General features: G+C 35.1%; 21 protein-coding genes. All 21 read left to right on the top strand.

The annotated features are described in order from the left end of the window. Positions 1-36 precede the first annotated feature (36 nt). The 21 genes from ACQW5G_RS01250 to ACQW5G_RS01150 all read left to right on the top strand — a co-directional run bounded on the left by ACQW5G_RS01250 (position 37) and on the right by ACQW5G_RS01150 (position 15,300). Entirely contained in the window at positions 37-216 is a 180-nt protein-coding gene (locus tag ACQW5G_RS01250) for a hypothetical protein (protein WP_429971297.1), read from the top strand. Positions 217-307: 91 nt separating this feature from the next. Beyond that, entirely contained in the window at positions 308-484 is a 177-nt protein-coding gene (locus ACQW5G_RS01245; protein WP_429971296.1) for a hypothetical protein, read from the top strand. Continuing rightward, entirely contained in the window at positions 477-740 is a 264-nt protein-coding gene (locus tag ACQW5G_RS01240) for a hypothetical protein (protein ID WP_429971295.1), read from the top strand. The genes ACQW5G_RS01245 and ACQW5G_RS01240 overlap by 8 nt, the downstream gene beginning before the upstream one ends. Before the next feature lie 12 nt (positions 741-752). Next, entirely contained in the window at positions 753-1,214 is a 462-nt protein-coding gene (locus tag ACQW5G_RS01235) for a DUF1642 domain-containing protein (protein ID WP_429971294.1), read from the top strand. Then, the gene (locus ACQW5G_RS01230; RefSeq protein ID WP_429971293.1) at positions 1,207-1,419 is read left to right on the top strand and encodes a hypothetical protein; all 213 of its coding nucleotides are present in this window, start codon (positions 1,207-1,209) and stop codon (positions 1,417-1,419) included. Before ACQW5G_RS01235 ends, ACQW5G_RS01230 begins: the two co-directional genes overlap by 8 nt. Before the next feature lie 106 nt (positions 1,420-1,525). Then, a complete protein-coding gene (locus ACQW5G_RS01225) occupies positions 1,526-1,978 on the top strand; it encodes an ArpU family phage packaging/lysis transcriptional regulator (RefSeq protein WP_429971292.1) in 453 nt (150 codons plus the stop codon). Positions 1,979-2,458: 480 nt separating this feature from the next. Then, positions 2,459-2,971, top strand: coding sequence for a hypothetical protein (locus tag ACQW5G_RS01220; RefSeq protein ID WP_429971291.1), 513 nt, complete (start codon positions 2,459-2,461; stop codon positions 2,969-2,971). Between the two features lie 66 nt (positions 2,972-3,037). Next, positions 3,038-3,460 carry a terminase small subunit gene (locus tag ACQW5G_RS01215; protein WP_429971860.1) on the top strand — a complete coding sequence of 141 codons (423 nt, stop codon included), beginning with the start codon at positions 3,038-3,040 and terminating at the stop codon, positions 3,458-3,460. Further along, positions 3,450-4,706 (top strand): PBSX family phage terminase large subunit, encoded by a 1,257-nt coding sequence (locus ACQW5G_RS01210; RefSeq protein ID WP_429971290.1) that lies wholly within the window; start codon positions 3,450-3,452, stop codon positions 4,704-4,706. The genes ACQW5G_RS01215 and ACQW5G_RS01210 overlap by 11 nt, the downstream gene beginning before the upstream one ends. A gap of 12 nt (positions 4,707-4,718) precedes the next feature. Next, on the top strand, positions 4,719-6,128 hold the full coding sequence (locus tag ACQW5G_RS01205; protein ID WP_429971288.1) for a phage portal protein: 1,410 nt from the start codon (positions 4,719-4,721) through the stop codon (positions 6,126-6,128). 2 nt (positions 6,129-6,130) lie between these two features. Continuing rightward, positions 6,131-7,189, top strand: a complete 1,059-nt coding sequence (locus ACQW5G_RS01200; RefSeq protein WP_429971287.1) for a minor capsid protein — start codon at positions 6,131-6,133, stop codon at positions 7,187-7,189. 126 nt (positions 7,190-7,315) lie between these two features. Beyond that, positions 7,316-7,930 carry a capsid assembly scaffolding protein Gp46 family protein gene (locus ACQW5G_RS01195; RefSeq protein ID WP_429971286.1) on the top strand — a complete coding sequence of 205 codons (615 nt, stop codon included), beginning with the start codon at positions 7,316-7,318 and terminating at the stop codon, positions 7,928-7,930. A 2-nt stretch (positions 7,931-7,932) separates the two neighbouring features. Next, positions 7,933-8,748 (top strand): N4-gp56 family major capsid protein, encoded by an 816-nt coding sequence (locus tag ACQW5G_RS01190; protein ID WP_429971285.1) that lies wholly within the window; start codon positions 7,933-7,935, stop codon positions 8,746-8,748. A 151-nt stretch (positions 8,749-8,899) separates the two neighbouring features. Next, the gene (locus ACQW5G_RS01185) at positions 8,900-9,256 is read left to right on the top strand and encodes a phage head-tail connector protein (protein WP_429971284.1); all 357 of its coding nucleotides are present in this window, start codon (positions 8,900-8,902) and stop codon (positions 9,254-9,256) included. Further along, positions 9,256-9,564: a hypothetical protein gene (locus tag ACQW5G_RS01180; RefSeq protein ID WP_429971283.1), complete on the top strand. Its 309-nt coding sequence runs from the start codon at positions 9,256-9,258 to the stop codon at positions 9,562-9,564. Before ACQW5G_RS01185 ends, ACQW5G_RS01180 begins: the two co-directional genes overlap by 1 nt. Next, the gene (locus ACQW5G_RS01175; protein ID WP_429971282.1) at positions 9,561-9,893 is read left to right on the top strand and encodes an HK97-gp10 family putative phage morphogenesis protein; all 333 of its coding nucleotides are present in this window, start codon (positions 9,561-9,563) and stop codon (positions 9,891-9,893) included. Before ACQW5G_RS01180 ends, ACQW5G_RS01175 begins: the two co-directional genes overlap by 4 nt. Before the next feature lie 10 nt (positions 9,894-9,903). After that, a complete protein-coding gene (locus tag ACQW5G_RS01170; protein WP_429971281.1) occupies positions 9,904-10,314 on the top strand; it encodes a hypothetical protein in 411 nt (136 codons plus the stop codon). Between the two features lies 1 nt (position 10,315). Continuing rightward, positions 10,316-10,894, top strand: coding sequence for a phage major tail protein, TP901-1 family (locus ACQW5G_RS01165; RefSeq protein ID WP_429971280.1), 579 nt, complete (start codon positions 10,316-10,318; stop codon positions 10,892-10,894). A gap of 73 nt (positions 10,895-10,967) precedes the next feature. Continuing rightward, the gene (locus tag ACQW5G_RS01160) at positions 10,968-11,306 is read left to right on the top strand and encodes a tail assembly chaperone (RefSeq protein ID WP_429971279.1); all 339 of its coding nucleotides are present in this window, start codon (positions 10,968-10,970) and stop codon (positions 11,304-11,306) included. An 86-nt stretch (positions 11,307-11,392) separates the two neighbouring features. Further along, positions 11,393-11,713, top strand: a complete 321-nt coding sequence (locus tag ACQW5G_RS01155) for a hypothetical protein (protein WP_429971278.1) — start codon at positions 11,393-11,395, stop codon at positions 11,711-11,713. Further along, complete coding sequence (locus ACQW5G_RS01150; RefSeq protein WP_429971277.1) at positions 11,713-15,300, top strand: phage tail tape measure protein; 3,588 nt, start codon at positions 11,713-11,715, stop codon at positions 15,298-15,300. The genes ACQW5G_RS01155 and ACQW5G_RS01150 overlap by 1 nt, the downstream gene beginning before the upstream one ends. The last annotated feature ends 36 nt before the right edge of the window (positions 15,301-15,336 follow it).

Here is a 15,336-nt window from a genome sequence, read left to right as displayed (position 1 = left end):
TAGAAGAAATTAAAGAAATCAATTGAATTGGAGAGAATGAACACATTAATCAATTTAACATTAACGCTTTTCAGCATTTATCTTGGAATTTCAATTTTTGAAAAGTTATTAAGCTTCTATTCTGCACAAAAGATTAAACAACAACTCATGGGATTAATGGAAACCGTTCTTAATGATAAAGAAAACGAAGGCAACGATAAAAATGAGTGGAAGTAACTACGAAAACTAGGGCTATTGACGGAAAATTAATCACTAATCAGAAGCAAGTAATAGAACAATTGAAAAAATACTTCAGGAGTAAAAATAGATGATTTTATTAGCAGAAATGATGTTTGCAATTATTGTGTTAGGAATTATATGCAGTACTGCAGAAACAATTAATAAACAAATCCAGACTAGAAAATTAAGCCAATTTATGATGAATAAATTTACACCTGATCAAATTAAAGAAATCAACGAAAGAATGGGGAATAAACATGACTAAAGAACAAGTTATTGAAAAATACAAAGCCGGTTTCACTTTTGGTGAAGATTACGAAACTATTGAATGGCTTTTAAACAAAAAGAAAACAATGTCTGATACTTTGTTTTTTGATGCATATGATGCAAATTTAATTCCATTACCTAATATGGGTGAATGGATTGGTAATAAAGCTAGACAAGTACAAATTGATTTTATGATTAACAAATTAAAAGACTGGGATGGATCTATTTATTTAGATGATATAAAAGTTAAATAGGAGTGAATAAACATGACTAAAAAAGAAATAGAATTGCCAATAATTCCACAATTTGTGGCTGATTATGTTAATTTATTTAAAATTAAATATTCAATGTACGGAGCTGAATTGTTAACACTTTATGGTAAAGACGTCCCATTAGAAATTAGAAAGTGGCTTTCAAAATCTGAACATAACGCTACAAAGTTTATTAGTGCTATTTTATATGACTATGAAATTGGAAACCCAAAGTATGTGATTAAAAGCCCACTTCTTGATAAAGATGGTTGTAATTCTTATCTAGTAAGAAAAAACTATTCCAAAATAGGCAAAGATTGGACATATGAAGTAGATGACGATGACATTAAGCTTAATTACTACACTTGGCAATATAAGCTTATTAGTAAGCCTATCCAATTTACCATGGAAGAAATTGAAAGCGATCCACAACTTAAACAATTAAAACAATTTGCTGTGGAGGTTGAAGATGATTAACTATACAGAAACTCCAGACCTGCAAAGGAAAAGCAAAGAAATTATGACTTACTTACAACGTAGATGTGGGATAGACAAAGTTCTTGCACAAGACGATAAGTTAATCCTTATCGGAGATGATTGGTGCTACAAAGCAGATAATGAAATTGACCTTGTAACCAGTGCAGTAGCAATTCGCTTATTTGTAAATATGTTAGAGGATTAGAGTTTTTGCACTATTATTTTAAAAATGAGCATAAAAAAAGCCCGTCAATTAAATGACCGACATTAGTAAGATACTGTTATTATAACATTTAAACGGGGGTTAATTCATGCACTTTCCAAGCTTAAACCACGAGAAAACAATTAGAAACGCAAAACAAGTTTTGAGAAACTACTCATCATTTCATAAGATGGAATTGAGTTTGAAAATAACACTAAAAAGCCCAATTATATCTGCTATGCCTAAATCTGCTACTGTTGGTAATGCACAAGAAGAAAAGATTATTGATAAGTTAGAAGAACGCCATTATGCAATGTATTACTGTGAATTGATTAGAGATGTTGTATCAATTATTCAAGATCCAACTTATCAAAAAATCATTACTGATACATATTTATGTGAAGGTATTTCTGATTTGGCAATTATGTTGGACTTGAATATGGGAAAATCACAGTACTATGCTAATAAGAGACAAGCTTTAATTGTATTTGCTGAGTGTATGCCAGCTTTTAAAGATGCCAGAGGTAATATGATTGATATTGCAGTTTATAAAAAAAACTAGACCGGAGTTTTATCAGACTATTTCCAAACCGTTTCCGGACTCATGTTGCACCTTGATGCACTATAATATGTATTGTGGAAGATTTAGTTATTATGCTATTAAATCTCATCGGCGGCGAGTTATGGACACGAGCGGTTCAAATCCGCTACTCGCCATTGGGCTCGAAAACCTTGGGTGCTAATTACATCTGTTCTTGATATAGGTAATAAGATTTAGAAATTGAGATAAGTATTGAAGATGACGCACTCCTAAACATTTTTAAATATTCAACAATAACTGCTTATTTCATTGTGGTGCAATTCCACAACTTATTATTGAGTTGTATCGCTCATATCTCGTTAAAAACTACTGTGTTTCGCAGAAATGCGATTAGTGATTACACGGTAGTTTTTTCAATAAATTATTTTTTTAATTAATATGTAAGCCTTATTGCTAATAACTAGTATAATTTAATATGAGACTTATAAGGAGTGAATTTTTATGATTAAAAAAGTATTTATTTGGATTATGCTATCTGTAGTTTTTATAGGTGGATGCGCTTATGCTGGATATAGAAGTCATTCAACAATAGGGACAAAATCACCAAAAACAAAGCAGACCAATAGCCAGGATAATAAAAAAATTCAATTTAAACAAGATGATGAACAGGATGATAAGAGCAATGTCGAACAATTGAGTAATCAACAACAAAGTGATCCGACTAATCGAAATGATAATCAATCATATAATTACCAATCAAATTCAGACCAGCAACAAGGAGCATTCACTAAAAGTCAACTTTATAATCAAGCAATGCAGATCCATAAGAATGCTGTAGATAAAGAGCTATCAACTAATGAACAAACTAATTCGTCTGCAATGCCTAATCAACTTGAGAGTGGAGATAAAGCTACTGATGATAATTGGATGAAAAATACTAACGGTCAGTATGATCCACAAATTGTTCAACAACAAGAAGAAATAGATAATTCGATAGTAAATAATAATCAATGACTAAATAAAAATAATGGCATCCTTAATTAGATGTCTTTTTTTATACCTTATAATTAAAGGAGGTGAATTGATATCAAACTAACGGCTAAACAACAGAAGTTTGCAGATGAATATGTAAAAACCGGTAATGCTACTCAATCAGCAATTAATGCTGGATACAGTGATAAAACAGCACGACAGATTGGTGCCGATAACTTGTCAAAAGTTAACATTAGAAATTACATCAACGAAAAAATGACTGAAATATCTAATAGTAAGATTGCTGATCAAAAAGAAGTACTTGAGCTATTGACAAGCGTAATGCGGGGCAAAGTTAAAGAAGTTGTGGTTGCTGGTAATGGTGACGCAATCGAAGTGCCGACTAATACTAAAGACAGAATTAAAGCTGCTGAATTAATTGGTAAGCGTTACTCACTTTGGAAAGATAGTGTTGATATCAATTCATCTGATATTAAGATTGTGATTGGCGGTGACGACGATGGCGATTAAACTTGAGTTTCCACACCCTAAAAGAGTATTCAATGACCAATTCTTGAAAGGCTTATTTGATTACGCTAACTTCACTGAAGTTTACTATGGTGGAGCTAGTTCGGGTAAGTCACACGGTGTTGTTCAAAAGGTTATTCTTAAAGCATGTAAACAATGGAAATATCCACGTAAGATACTTTGGCTTCGTAAGGTTGGGGCAACAGTTAAAGAGTCAATCTTTGCTGATGTACAGTCCTGTTTGAGTGATTTAGGCTTGCTATCGCGATGTAAAGTAAATAAATCAAACTATGAAATACAGCTACCTAACGGGGCTGTTTTTTTATTCTCTGGATTAGATGATGTTGAGAAAATTAAGTCAGTTAAAGGCTTATCTGATGTTGTCATGGAAGAAGCAACTGAATTTAATTTAGATGACTACACACAACTTACTTTGCGACTTCGTGAACGTAAACATAAAGACAAACAGATCTTTCTAATGTTTAACCCAGTCAGCAAACTTAATTGGGTATATAAACATTTCTTTGAACAGAAACAACCAGACGTTAAGATTATTCACTCTACTTATCATGACAATCGTTTCCTTGATGAACGAACTCGTAAGACTATCCAACAATTGGAGCAAAGTAATCCCGCATACTATCGTATTTATGCATTAGGCGAGTTTGCAACACTTGATAAGTTAGTCTTCCCACATTACGAAAAGAGACGTCTTAATGCAGATAATCAAGAAATGGTTAGTTTACCTAGTTACTTTGGACTTGATTTTGGGTTTACTAATGATCCGTCTGCATTCATGCATTTAAAAGTAGATGAGAAGAATAAAATTATTTACTTTATGGAAGAGTACGTTAAGCAACACATGCTGAATGATGACATCGCTAAAGCAATTAAACAAATGGGATATGCAAAAGAAATCATTACTGCTGATGCTGCTGAACAAAAGTCAATTGCTGAAATTAGACGAGATGGAATTTATAGAATTAAGCCAGCGTTAAAAGGTGCTGACTCAATTGTCCAAGGTATCGCATTTATGAACCAATATAAGTTTGTAGTTGACGATAGATGTGTGAAATTGATTGAAGAATTAGAAAACTACACATACAAGAAAGACAAGCAAACTAATGAATATACTAACTATCCTGTTGATAGCTATAACCATTGTATTGATGCTTGCCGTTATGCTTTAGATCCAATTAATGGACACGCAACACCTAAAGCAATGATATTCAAGAATAACTTTATTTAAAGGAGTGAGAGTATGACAGAAAGCATTTCTATATTAAATGGTAATTGTGAAATTGATGATAATGGAAGCTTTATTTATCCGAAAGACAAAGCTTTAACTTCAGATGATTTACAAAACTTCGTTAAGTATCACAATGAAACATTAATGCCGTCCTTAAAGAAATTAAAAGATGAATATTTAGGTAATCATCCAATTCTAAGCAAGCCTAAAAAAGGCGATTTAAGACCAGATAACCGATTAATGGCTAATCTTACTAAGTATGTTGTAGAAACGTTTAACGGCTACTTTATCGGGGTTCCGCCTAACATTACACTCAATAATGAAAAAGATAATGAGGAATTACAGAACTGGTTAAGTAGCAACTCCTTTGCCGATAAATTAAGCGAAATTAGTCGTCAATGTGATATCTATGGGCGCTCAATTGCTTTTGTTTATCAAGATGAAAATAGCAACACAAAGATAACTTATACAAGTCCAGAAAGTTCATTCATCATTTACGATGACACTGTTGAAATGAACCAAATTGCTTACGTTCGTTATTCATTTAATAGCAATAGTCAAGTTAATGGGACAGTGTACTTTGCTGACAAGCAATACAACTTTGACGATAAATATTTAATGAATGATATTAATTCAGAAATTAATCCATTTAATGCTGTACCAGCTGTTGAGTTTAGCTCTAACGTTTATAAACAGGGGCTAATTAATGACATCATGACGCTTAATGAAGCGCTAGATAACGTTTTGAGTCAAAAGGCTAACCAAAATGAATATTTTGATAATGCTTATCTAAAGATTACTGGTTTAAGACTACCTAAAGATAAAAATGGTAATCCAATCTTTAACTTAGATGGTAATCAAGTGTTTTATAGCCCAGAAGAAGCCTCTAAAGATGCAGATATAAGTTTTATTACTAAGCCTGATGGCGATAATATGCAAGAACATTTGATTGATAGATTAACTGATCTTATTTATCAAATTTCAATGGTCGCCAATTTAAATGATCAAGCCTTTGCGGGTAATAGTTCTGGTGTTGCTTTGAAGTATAAGTTATTACCTATGCAAAACATGGCTGTTAATAAAGAACGTAAGTTTACTCAATCAATGAGAAAACTATTCAAAACTATTTTTAGTGTTGATACCATTCTTAAGAATGACCATGTAGACGCATGGAAAGACCTATCATTTAAGTTTTATCAAAACTTACCTGTTAATACTGCTGATGAAGCTAATACAGCTCGTTCTCTTGAAGGTATTGTCAGCAAGGAAACACAACTCGGTACATTATCATTCGTTGATGATCCCAAGAAAGAAATTCAGCGTATGACAGATGAACACATTGAGGAAGTTAAGAATGCTAAGCGTGCCAATGGTGATGTCACTGATCAACAGCCTAACCAAACAAATCAACAAGGTGAATAATTATGAAGAACGATGATTATTGGAAAAAGCGTGAAAGCGAAGAGCGTGCTTGGATAGCTAAGAACATCAAGAATGATAAAGATTTCGATAAGATACTTGCACAGCATTACAACAAGCTTACTGATGACATCATGGATAGGATTAATAAGGAATACATTAATCTTGGTAAGAACAATGGTTATACGATGGCTGATGCAAAAGCTAAAGTTAAATCAGTAGATATAGTTAAGTTTGAAAATGAAGCTAAGAGCTTAGTTAAACAAGCTCATGATATTTATAAGAAGAATGGCAAAGTTAGTTATGCTGATTTTACTGACGAAGTTAATGCTCGTATGCGACTTTATAATGCAACTATGAGGATTAATCGATTAGAGATGTTAAAAGCTCAGATTGGGCAAGATATCGTGCAATCTGGGATTAATGTTAACAATGAGATTAATAATAAGCTAAAGTCAGATGCGTTAGCCGAGTATACAAGACAAGCTGGTATTCTCGGCAAAAATAAGGCTAAACCTGACGTTAAAGAACTAACTAAGATAATCAGTGCTCAAACTGGTGATGTTACTTTTAGCAGTCGTATTTGGCAAGACCAATCAGCCTTGAAAGCTGAATTAGATGTCTTACTTACCCGACAAATGGTAAGAGGTATATCTCCGATTGAGATTGCTCGTGATCTAAGAAAACAGGTTAGTGATAAGGTAAGTAATTCTAAATATGCTGCGGAAAGAATAGCACGTACCGAGTCTGCCAGAGTTCAAACTCAAGTTCAGTTAGCCAGCTTTACAAAATATGATATCAACTATTGTCATTGGATAGCAGAGCCGACAGCCTGTCAGATTTGTACTGATATTTCAGAAAACAATGATGGTTTAGGTGAGGGTATTTATTCAACTACTGAAGTTCCATATTTGCCGGCACACCCTAATTGTCGCTGCAGCTTGTCTGCATACGTGCCAGATGAATCACAATTAGAAGCTAAGGGATTTAATAACAGTTCCTTTATAAATTTGATTTGGACATTCACAGCGTTGGAATACTTAAATAATTTAATTAATGAATAAGCATTCATCTTTGTGAGTGCTTTTTTTATACCGTCTTTTTCCATGTGTTGCAGACGTTAAAGAACAATCTGTGTATTTTACTAGTCTCCCAAGACTTTAAATGCGTGATTTTAGGAGGTTCTATCCATGGAAGACAATCAAGAAACACAAGCAACAGAAGCAACTGAAGTTGAAGATAATCCATCTGCAGATGAAGAAACTAAGGGTGGAGTTAACTCTGACAAAGTTGTTGAAAAGTTACAAAAACGAATTGGCAAAGAACAGTCTGAAAAGAATGACTATGCCAAACAGTTGGAAGAAGCTAACAAACAACTAGAAGAACTTAAGAAAGGGAAATCTGTATCTAAATTATCTGAAGCAGAAAAGGCTAAACAAGCTGATGCTGAAAAGGATAATAAGATTAAAGCTCTTGAAACTAAGCTCAAGCTTGCTGAAAGTACCCAACAAACTGATGCAGTCTTTAAAGAAGCAGGTTTAAACGTTGGAAATGATGTTTTATCAATGGTGGTTAATACTGACGATGAGAAAACTTACGCGAACGCTAAAGCCTTGATTGACTTTGCTAACACAATTCGTTCAGAAACAAAGCAAACGTTTTTGAAGGGTAATACACCAACCGCAACTGGTAAGCCAGTTAAAACTTTTACAGCAGAAGAGTTTAATCAAATGTCTTATGCCGAAAAAGCTAAGCTTGCAAAAGAAAATCCAGAAAACTTTAGTAAATTATTAGGAGGTCATTAAAAATGACAGAAACACAATTAACAGATTTAGTAAATCCAGAAGTAATGGCACCAATTGTGTCATATGAACTACAAAAAGCACTCCGTTTTACTCCTTTAGCAGTGGTTGATTCAACTTTACAAGGACAACCGGGAAATACTTTAAAATTCCCAGCATTTACTTACATTGGTGAAGCAGCTGATGTCCCAGAAGGCGAAGCTATTCCTACTGATAAAATTGGTACTACTAGTAAAGAAGTTACGGTAAAGAAAGCTGGTAAGGGTACAAAAATTACTGACGAAGCTGTCCTAAGTGGTTTAGGTGATCCAATTGGAGAAAGCACTAAACAACTTGGTCTTTCAATCGCAGATAAGGTTGATAGTGATCTATTGGCTGCTGCAAAAGCTGGTACTCAAACAGTAAGCATGGAACCATCTATTGATGGGGTACAAGCTGGCTTAGATGTATTTGACGATGAAGATGATTCACCTGTTGTATTAATTGTTTCACCTAAGACTGCCGCTTTAATTCGAAAAGATGCTATTGATAAAAAGCTGGGTTCCGAAGCTGGAGCTGATCAATTAGTACGTGGTACTTATCTTGATGTTCTAGGCGTCCAAATTGTTCGTTCTAAGAAACTTGCAGATACCGAAGCACTCTTCGTAAAGGTTAACCAAGCTCAACCAGCTCTTAAATTAGTTACAAAACGTAGTGTTGCTATTGAAACTCAACGTGACATCTACACTAAAACCACTGGAATTACCGCTGATGAACACTACGCAGCTTACCTTTACAATGATAAAAATGTTGTAGTAGCTACTGTTACCCCAAAAGCTTAACCCCGTCAGGAAACGGGGATAGCGACAGTAAGCCAACCGGTGATAATACCATTGATGAGATTACAGCTTATTTAGATAAGCATGGTATTGATCATACTGGTGTTACTTTAAAGGCTGATTTATTAGCACTAGTTAAGTAGGTGATGTATTTATGGAAGATTATTTAAATGATGTAAAAATTATGCTTGGTTTAAAAAAAGATGATCAAGACGAATTACTTAAATTGATCATCAAAAATACCACCGCTTCTTTAAAAGTAAAGCTTGCCTTGAATAATGATAATAATATTCCTGATTCCCTTGGATATATTGTTACTGAGGTTTCTATCAGACGATTTAACCGCTTGAATAATGAAGGAATGTCAAATTACTCACAGGAAGGTGAATCAATCACTTATCAATCGAGTGATTTTGATGATTTCGCCGCAGATATTGAAGACTACAAGACCCAAAATGATATTGCATCAAAGTCTTTGGGTACCTTGCAAGCTTTAAACCCATACGAGTAATGAGATATTGTGATCTAGTTAGTTTCCATAAGTTAACAAATGACGTTTATAACCCTGATACTGGGGAATATGAGTCTGGTAATGATGCTAAGACAGACTTATATGCAAACGTTACTGATGTCGGAACTAATCAGCAAATGCAATTATTCGGAGCTTTAAATACCAATACTAAGACGATTAGATTAAGAGTTTCTTTGCCTGATGAGTGGCAATATTTAACAATCAATAATCAGTCCCAAAAGTATGTGCTTAAGACAGTTATTAATACACAAAAAGGGGTTTCATTAATTGTGGGTGAGCAACAATGAGTGTTAAATATACGGGACTAAATGAACTGAAGATTGGCTTAAAAAAGCGAACTGATCTAACGGCTGTTGCAAAATTAGTTAAGAGCAGTGGAGCTTCTATGCAGGAAAATGCACAGAAGTTTGCACCAGTTAGAACGGGTGCTTTGCGTAGGGATATCCATCTTAATTACTTTGATAATGGAATGACTACTAAAGTAAGTTCAGATATCTCATATGCGCCATATCAAGAATTCGGTACTCGCTTTATGGCAGGAACCCCACATGTTAGACCAGCTTTTAATATACAAAAGTCTATTTTTATTAGTGAACTAGAAAAATTAATGAAGTAAGAGGTGTTCTATGGTATATAAAGCACCAGAACAAGCGTTGTTTGATGCGCTATTTAAGGAATCAATGGCGTTGCAGTACCCCACTTATGACCATTTACCATTAGGGACAGAACAGGCGACTTATCCTTTTGTAAATATTGGAGAAGTACAATTCGTTCCGATGGTGACGGTTGATAGCATTCAAGGATCTTTATCTTTGACTGTTCACATTTGGGGAGATGGAAAACAAAGGAAGAGAGTATCCGATATGATGAATACTCTCTTTTTGTACGCAGTAAATTTAGAAAATGTTGGCGATTATCGTGTTCAATTTCATTATCAAGCGTCAACAACAAGATTATTAGACGATACAAGCGTTCCTAATTCTATTCTTAAACATGGAATATTGGAACTTGAATTTAGATTATTAGGAGGTCATTAAAATGGCAGAAACAGCAGAAGAGCTTCAATTCCTACAAGGAATTGATACAGTTGTGTATTTTCGTAAATTAGATGATGCAACTACTGAAACGGGTAAATTGTTGCCTTATCAAACAACAGCTAAGTTTGATCCAAGCAAAAAGGTCGATACTACAGCTACTAAGGACGGTATGGTACCAACCAGTGCCAGCGTAGAAACTGATTTTGAAGTTGAATTTATTAACTCAACGAGTTCAATTGCAGATATGTTCTATGACTCACTTTTTGATAATGACAAACTTGAAGTTTGGTTAATTAGTCGTAAGCGAGTTAAGGACGATAAATACTTTGCTTGGTATTTCCGTGCCACAGTTTCTGAAGATGAAAACGATAACGACTCAGACGATAATTCAACTCGTGATACAACTTTCTCAGTTGAAGGAACACCACAACGTGGTTGGACTACCTTACCTGATGACGCTAAAGACCAAATGAACTATATCTTTAAAGGCATTGAAAAAGATGACGGAACTAATAACGGAGGTGGAGTACCTTTTAAAGACGGTACTACACCAGCTAGTGGTTCAGGAACTCAAGCTTAATTAAACTTTTTGTCGCCAATAAATGCACAGTACGTGAGAGCGGGCGGCTATTTATTATTTAGGAGAAAAAATCATGGAATTAACTATTAACGATAAAAAATACGCTTTTAAATTTGGTATTCGATTTGTTGAAGAATTAAATAAGATTGCCGGGCTTGAAGCAAAAGGCATGAAATTTGGTATGGCTCTATCTACTCAAATTCCAGCATTACAAGGATATGATCCAGAAGCTTTAGCTAAAATTCTATTTGCAGCAAACATTACGGAAAAACCACGTCTATCACAAGATGAAGTGATTAATTACTTGGATTCTGATGCTGACTTAGAAAAACTATTTAAAGACGTAATTGCCGAAATTACTAAAAGTAATGCTACAAAGTTAGTAGCAAAAAAGATGAAGCTCGGCAAGTAGAAGAAACTTCCGAGCAAACTTATCACAAAATGGTTGTAGATTGTCTAAGATATTTTGACATTAATGATATGTATAAGATTGAAACTATGACAATCAGTGAATATTATACGAGACTTGAAGCTTATCAATTGAAGCAGGTTGATATTCAGAAAAACTTAGCCTTACAGAGTTGGTTTAATCAATCAGTTCAAGCTACTACAGGTAGCAGTAAGAATCCTAAACCAAAATACACTAAATTCGATAAGTTTTTTGATGCAGTATCTCAAGAAAATAAAATTCGTTCATTCTTTGACCCAGACTATAAACCAGCTATTGTTACTGAAAATGATAAGCAAGAACAACAAGCTAAACTTTTTGTTAAACGTCAACGAGAATGGGAAGCAATCCAAAAGAAAGGAGGTAAATAATGGCAGAAACTTATTCAGTTCAAGCGCAACTTTCCGCAGTAGATAAGAACTTTAGCTCAGCATTTGAAAATGCACAAAATGTTGCGAATAAGTTAGGGAAGACTTTAACCATTACGGGGGCAGTAACTACTGCTTTTGGTATTAAAGCTTTAAATAGTTTTGGTGATTTTGAAGCTAGTTTGAATAAAGCTGCAGTTACAGCTGGCGGAACAGCTAAGGATATTGATGGTTTAGCTGACGTAGCTAATAAAATGGGTGCAGCATTGCCATTGAGTGCGCAAGATAGTGCTGATGCAATGGTTGAAATGGCTCAAGCTGGGTTAGATGTTTCAAAAATCAAACAATATTTTCCAGCTATTGCTGAAGCAGCAACTGCAGCTGGAGCTGATGTTAAGGTAACAGCTTCTACAGTTCAAAATGCGATGAATATTTGGGGTAGTTCACTCAAAAGCCCACAACGTGCCGCAGCTATTTTAGTTGATACGGCTAACTTATCTAACGCCAGCATGGAAGATATGAGTAGTGCACTGGCTAACGTTGGTGGTGCCGCTGGTAACATGGGTATGAGTATGCAAGATACTTCTGTTGCTATTGGTCTACTTACAAATCGTGGTTTTAGTGCCGCCCAAGCTTCTCAGGATTTAAACCACGCTATAATTCAAATGCAGGCACCAAGTAGCAAAGCCAAAGAAGAAATGTCTGCATTGGGACTATCATTTACTGATGCACAAGGAAATATGAAACCCTTCCCAACTATCTTAGAAGATGTAAATAAAGCTTTAGATGGTTTACAACCAGCACAACGTGCGGCAGCTCTTAAAACTTTATTTGGTACTGCTGGTATGGGAGCAATGCTTCCTTTGCTTGATAGTATGAAAGATAAAACTGGATCTGCTACAACAAGTTGGAATGCATTTAGTGATGCTGTACAAAGAGATAGTGCAACAGCTGGTACTGCCGGAAAGTTTATTGAAGGACAAGCGGCAGAAATGCAAAAAAACGTAGGATCTAGCCTTGAACAAGTTAAAGGTAATTGGGACTCACTTGTTAATACGTCGATGCAAGGTGCAAAAGGGATCACGTCTGGTTATTTAGGAATGATTAACAGTGCTTTACAATGGGCTAGTGCAAGTCACAGCGGTGTAGCTGAAGTTATTCGTGGCTTTATTGGGCTATCACCAGCAATTGGGGTAGCAGTAACTGCTGTCGGTGGCTTTTTGAGTAATGTAACTAAGATTGGAAGCTCTATGAAATCACTAGGCACTACTTTAGTTAGTCCTTGGGGCTTAGCGACAGTTGGTATTATGGGTGTAATAGCAGTTCTAGGATTAGCATACAGCAAGAGTAGTGCTTTACGTAGCGCAGTAGGTAACGTTGGAAACGCCTTTAGCTCAGCATTTTCTGGTCGTGGTGGTAATGCCATTAATATTGTAGTTGGTGGTATTAGTAAACTAGCAGAATTAATTGGCAATAGTTTAGCTACCGTTATTAACGCTATACCATGGCAATCTGTGTTTAACGGTATGGCAGCTGTAATTGGCGTTGTATCAAATGCAATAAATAAATTAATAGCTATGTGGAGACAGTTACCCCAACCAATGCAAAGTGTAATCGGTAAAATGATTGGCTTTGCTGGTGCTGCGGTTGCTATTGCTGCTCCAATTAAGTTAGTAAGTATCTTAATTGGAACATTAGGAACTAAAGCTGCAACAGTTGGATCTGGCACAAATGTTGCCTCAAGTGCATTGAAAAGTTTAGGCAGTACTACCGGTTCAACGGGTGGTCTTATTAGTGGTTTACTCAGCAAAGTAGGCAGCTTAGCAGCTAGTTTTTCTGGCGTTTTCAGTGGTGCAATTAGTGGTGCCGGTGGATTAATAGGAAATTTAGGCGCTAAAATGATTGAAGCTGGTGGTAAAACTGGTATTGCTGGGGTTGCTGTAAAAGGATTAGGTGCTGCTTTCACAATGGTTGCTAGTCCCGTTGGTATAGTTATTGCAGCATTAACGTTGGTTACTGCTGGATTAACATTATTTGGTGGTAATACTCAAGCTACGATTGCTAAAGTACAAGCATTTGGACAATCATTTGCAACTATTGCGCCAATTATCGGTCAAACGTTCGGTACAATGATTCAAAGTTTAGGAGCAATGGTACTTGCAGCTGTTCCAGGAGTAATTATCGGTATTACACAGATGATGGCAGGAATTGTTACAACTGTGGTTACATTAGCTCCAACAGTAGTTATGGGATTTGCACAAATGTTTTTAGCTATTAGTACAGCTATTTTAGCTGCTACGCCTACCTTAATTATGGGTATGACTAATTTACTAATAGCATTTACGACTATAATTGTTACTATGGCGCCACAAGTAGTCGCTAGTTTTGTGGCAATATTAACAGCATTTACTACTGCTATTGCTTCTGCTATGCCACAAATTATACAAGATGGTGTAACTTTAATTGTTTCATTTTTGCAAGGTATTGTGTCAGCTATACCCCAGATTGTTCCAGCTGCTATAAATGTGGTTGTTACATTCTTGAATACTTTAGCTTCACAAATGCCACAATTAATTTCCGCTGGTGTTAACTTCGTTACCAGTGTAATGGACGGTATCGCCCAAAATCTTCCACAATTGATTGAATCAGCTACAAATTTAATTGTTACATTTTTGGGAGGATTAACTCAAAACATGCCAAAACTAATTACTGCAGGTATTCAATTTGTAGTAAGCGTTTTAAATGGTATCGCAAGTAATATTGGAGATTTAGTAACAGCGGGTGTAAATGTAGTTGTTAAGTTTATTGAAGGTGTTGCTAATAATTTAGGCAATATTATCAATGCAGCTGTTGATTTGATTGGAAAATTCGTAATAGGATTAGCTAATGCAATACCTAGAATTGCGGATAAAGCTAGAGAAGCAGTCATGAAATTTGTGTATGGAGTTGGGTATACGTTAGGACAAGTATTATCATCTGGTCATGAACTTATTAATAAATTTGTACAAGGTGTTATGAAAGGGATGAGTAGTAGTAGGAATTCAGGTAAAAGTAACGGTAATGCTGTTAAAAGTGCTTTACAAGGATTTAGTTTTCATGGGGTTGGTTTCAATATGATGATTGGACTGGCAAATGGTATTGTTCAAGGTGGAGCACAAATGGTTAATGCAGCTGTTGCTGCAGCTGGCAAAGCTCTGTCAGCCGTTAAACGTAAGCTTGGAATTGCATCACCATCTAAGGTTTTTAAACGTGAAGTGGGTATCTTTATTCCAGCTGGTATGGCGATCGGTATTATGAAAAACATCAAAACTGTAGAACAAGCAAGCAATTCTATGGTACAAGCAGCAATTCCAGATATTGATGGAAAAGATATTATACCTAATTTACGTGCTAAAGACTTGTCAGATAGTATTGCTAGCGCCAATGCTTCAATTGATCATCAATTTAATGCAACTGCTAATGCTGAATTGACATTAACTGCTCAACCAGCACAAATTAATTTGAATTTAGGTAATCAAAATTACAAAGCATTTGTAAATGATATTACAAATCAACAAAACCAAGATACACAACTAGAAATTAAATATTAGGGAGGTTATTAACATTAATAAATATGAATTTAAGGA

Source organism: Fructilactobacillus sp. Tb1 (assembly GCF_050500285.1).
GTDB lineage: Bacteria > Bacillota > Bacilli > Lactobacillales > Lactobacillaceae > Fructilactobacillus.
The sequence above is the reverse complement of the archived record's forward strand: the minus strand, read 5'-3'. Positions and strand labels throughout refer to the sequence as shown.